Genomic DNA, 3361 nt, shown 5'->3' with positions numbered 1-3361 from the left:
CGGTTCGGTGCAGGAACTCGCCGAGCTGCTCCGCGGTGAACGGCGCGGCGCCGAACTCGCGGATCGAACGGCGGCCCTCGACCCAGCCCGGCCTTCCGGGTTCCGCTACTTCCAGCCCTTGATGTGCGCGAAGCCCTCGCCGCCGCCGACCAGGTCGGTGGCCGTGGCGGCGCCGCCGCCGAAACCGCCGGCGATGACGTCGGAGGTGTGGGCGACGCCGAAGCCGCCGCCGGCCAGGAACGGCTGGTCGGCCGAGGCGACGATGCCGCCGCCGCCCTCCAGGCCGACGTGCGCGAACGCCGGGGTGGCGGCACCCGCGAGCGCCAGCGCGGCGGCGGCGGTCAGGGCGGCCTTGGTCAGCTTGCTCTTCATGGATCTGCCCTCTCTGTGGGAGCGCCCCTGCGGGCGCTCGTCCTCTGACTGGTGATCACATCGTGTTCTCCGCCCGTTCCGGCGCCCCACGCGCCGGACCGGCCGGATGGTCACCCGGCCGGACGTCGGCCCGGCCGGAGTCCTCGGCCCACAAGCCCGGAGGGCCCGGGGAGACCTTCCTCCCCGGGCCCTCCGTCCGTGCCGTGCCCCTCGATCAGCCGATCAGGTGCGAGACACCCGCGTCGCCCGCGGACTGGGTGTTCTGGCCGACGTTGCAGATCTGCTTCGGGGTGCTGTTCAGGACCGGCACCTCGACCGGAACCGCGACGCCGATGACGGCGACGGCGATGTTGTGGATCTCCGGCAGGCAGATGTTCGCGTTGTCCAGGGTGTGGAAGTTCGGGCTGGCGTTGCCGTGGGTGCCGGTCTGGTTGGTGCCGCCGTTGCCCTGGACGGAGGTGGCGGCGCCGTCCGAGTCGGCGATGGCGGAAGCCGAGCCGGCGGACATCGCGATGGCGGCGGCGGCCAGACCGGCGGCGGCGAGGGACTTCTTGATCATTTCCGGTTTTCCTCTCAAGGGTGAATCGGGGAGCGATTCGAGGGTGGTTCAGGGGGTGGTGGTGCGGGGGGCTGTGCGGGAAGCGGTCAGCCGACCAGGTGGGACACGCCCGCGTCGCCGTGGCTCTGGGTGCCCATGCCCTGGGTGCAGTACTGCTTGCCACCGCTGTTGGCGATCGGGACCTCGACCGGGACGGCCACACCGAGCACCGCGACCGCGATGTTGTGGATCTCGGGGAGGCAGACGTTCGCGTTGTCCAGGAAGTGGAAGTTCGGGCTGTTGTTCCCGACCGTCCCGGTGAAGTTGGAGCCGCCGTTGCCCTCGATCGAGGCTGCGGCGCCGTCCGCGTCCCCGATGGCCGAGGCGGGCGCGGCGGCACCGGCCAGCGCGGCGACGGCCAGGCCGGCGGCGGCGAAGGACTTCTGGATCATGGGGAGATCCCTCTCTGAAATGCTTTCGGTTTCCGTGCGTAGCAACGCGTAGAACGCTCAGACCCGGTCTGCAGTCACTGACGTCCAGATCAAAGAATGACGGCACGGAAGGTTACGGGGATTTTTGAAAAGAGTCCGTGAGGCGCGTCCGGGAGTGGTTTCCGGTCGCATTATTAGGCCGAACCGGTTAACGCCCGCAATCCGAACTCACGGTCACTCGTTGAGACAGATTGCTTTCCGGCTGCGCCCTCCGCAGCCCTCCCTCATAGATCTCCAGTACGTCTCCAGTACGGACAGGCAGAACGGTGAAAAGCATGAAGTTCTCCAAGCGGGCCGGCGCGATGCTGCTGGCGGTCGGTGCGGGCATGCTCGCGTCCCAGGGAGCGGCCTCGGCCGCCCCGGTCAGCCCCGACCAGGTCGGAGCCCTGGAGGACAAGCTGGCCACCCAGCAGGTCCCCGCGGACGTGCCGCTCACTCCGCTGGGCAGCCACCTCCAGGCCGGCATCCCGACCTCGCTGGTGATGCCGCCCGTGCCCGGCCGGACCACCGACAACGGGCTGATCCCGGCCCACCTGGTGCCCCAGCTCGGCACCGGCAAGGTCGGGCCGAGCGCCAAGGCCCAGCTGCCGCTGCCGCTGGTCGACCAGAGCGCCGACCTCGGCGAGGTGCTCCTGGAGGCCCCGGCCGCGCCGCTGCAGGCCAAGACCCCCGGCCTGGACGTCGGCAAGCCGCTGGCGCTGGTCCAGGACGGCACCGGCCAGCTGGCCGACGGCCGGCTCAAGGTGGGCGAGGTGGACCCGCGCCTGGTGCCCGGCGCCGTGCAGGCCGTCCCCGGGGCCACCGCCAGCCTCGGTGGCGACGAGAGCCGGCTCTCCGTCACCGACGAGGTGAACGACCTGGCCGACACCGCCACCGCGACCACCACCGGCGTGCTCCAGCAGACGGACCTGACCGGCACCGCCACCTCCGCCGCCACCGGCGTGGTGCGGCAGAGCGGCGTGGCCGGGCTGGCCGACCTGACCCGGCTCTGAGCCGAACGGCTCCGGACGCGGCGGAGCCCGGCACCCCGTCGGTGGGAGGGGTGCCGGGCTCCGTCGTGCCCGGGCCGGGTCAGCCCGGCAGGATCCCGGTCAGGCCGCCGGCCAGCGGGAGGTCCTTGATGCCGCCGCCCGCGCTCAGCGGACCGGTCAGCGTGCCGGTGCCCACCGGGGCCAGGCCCTGGTCCGGCTGGACGGTCGCGCCGTTGTTGAGCACGTCGGCCGAGGAGTTGGCCCACGGGTCCAGGCGCAGGCTCTTGATCGGCGCCACACCGTAGCCGAGGCCGGCCGTCGTCCCGCTCAACGCCTGCCCGACGTCGGTCCTGGCCAGCGTGGCCGGGCCGCCCGAGGGGGCCTGCCCCGCCGCGGGCGCGGCCTGCGCCGAACCGGCGCCGAGCAGCACCGCGGCACCCACGGCGGCAGCCACACCCGCGCCGCTCTTCATCGAAACCATGCGGATCACCCTTCGGTGGATCGGTTTCCCGGACGGCCGGAAGCCGCCCGGAGATGCCGAACTGCCCCCCGGCCGGCTGGTCGGGGGGCAGTTCGGCCGGAACACGTGCCGATCGGGGATCAGCAGTCGTCGTCCGAGTGCTTCGGGTGCATCTCGACGTTCGCGCAGCTGTTGCCGAACGCCGGGTTCAGGGCGCCGATCACGTCGACGGAGTTGCCGCACAGGTTGAGCGGGATGTGGATCGGCACCTGGATCTGGTTGCCGGAGATGACACCGGGGGAGCCGGCGGCCACGCCCTCGGCGCCCGCGCTCGCGGCGGCGGAGCCCGCCGCGCCCAGCACCAGGCCGGCAGCGGCGGCGGAGAGGACGGCGGCCTTCTTCACGTTCTGCATGGGGGTTGATCTCCTCGATCACACACGGGTGGAGCGTGCCGCGCCCCGGTACTGCGGGGCCGCCAACGGCGTGCGCGACATCGTCGGCAACGCGCTCTCCGGCGCCTCGTACGGCC

The 3361-nt window shown here is 72.4% G+C and carries 6 protein-coding genes; 1 reads left to right on the top strand and 5 read right to left on the bottom strand.

The features are described from left to right. Positions 1–105: 105 nt before the first annotated feature. From ABT247_RS32705 to ABT247_RS32695, 3 genes are all read right to left on the bottom strand, one after another. Entirely contained in the window at positions 106–372 is a 267-nt protein-coding gene (locus ABT247_RS32705; protein WP_350750116.1) for a hypothetical protein, read from the bottom strand. A 214-nt stretch (positions 373–586) separates the two neighbouring features. Further along, complete coding sequence (locus tag ABT247_RS32700; protein ID WP_350750115.1) at positions 587–931, bottom strand: rodlet layer protein; 345 nt, start codon at positions 929–931, stop codon at positions 587–589. 86 nt (positions 932–1017) lie between these two features. Continuing rightward, positions 1018–1362 carry a rodlet layer protein gene (locus ABT247_RS32695; RefSeq protein ID WP_350750113.1) on the bottom strand — a complete coding sequence of 115 codons (345 nt, stop codon included), beginning with the start codon at positions 1360–1362 and terminating at the stop codon, positions 1018–1020. A gap of 314 nt (positions 1363–1676) precedes the next feature. Between ABT247_RS32695 and ABT247_RS32690 the strand changes: the two genes are divergently transcribed. Further along, positions 1677–2393, top strand: coding sequence for a hypothetical protein (locus tag ABT247_RS32690; RefSeq protein ID WP_350750111.1), 717 nt, complete (start codon positions 1677–1679; stop codon positions 2391–2393). 79 nt (positions 2394–2472) lie between these two features. On the opposite strand, the gene ABT247_RS32685 is transcribed toward ABT247_RS32690, so the two are convergent. Further along, positions 2473–2853 carry a hypothetical protein gene (locus ABT247_RS32685; protein WP_350750109.1) on the bottom strand — a complete coding sequence of 127 codons (381 nt, stop codon included), beginning with the start codon at positions 2851–2853 and terminating at the stop codon, positions 2473–2475. Positions 2854–2972: 119 nt separating this feature from the next. Further along, on the bottom strand, positions 2973–3245 hold the full coding sequence (locus ABT247_RS32680; protein ID WP_350750107.1) for a chaplin: 273 nt from the start codon (positions 3243–3245) through the stop codon (positions 2973–2975). Positions 3246–3361: the final 116 nt, after the last annotated feature.

This window comes from Kitasatospora sp. NPDC001539, assembly GCF_040298565.1.
Lineage (GTDB): Bacteria > Actinomycetota > Actinomycetes > Streptomycetales > Streptomycetaceae > Kitasatospora.
This window is presented reverse-complemented; position numbering and strand designations above follow the sequence as displayed.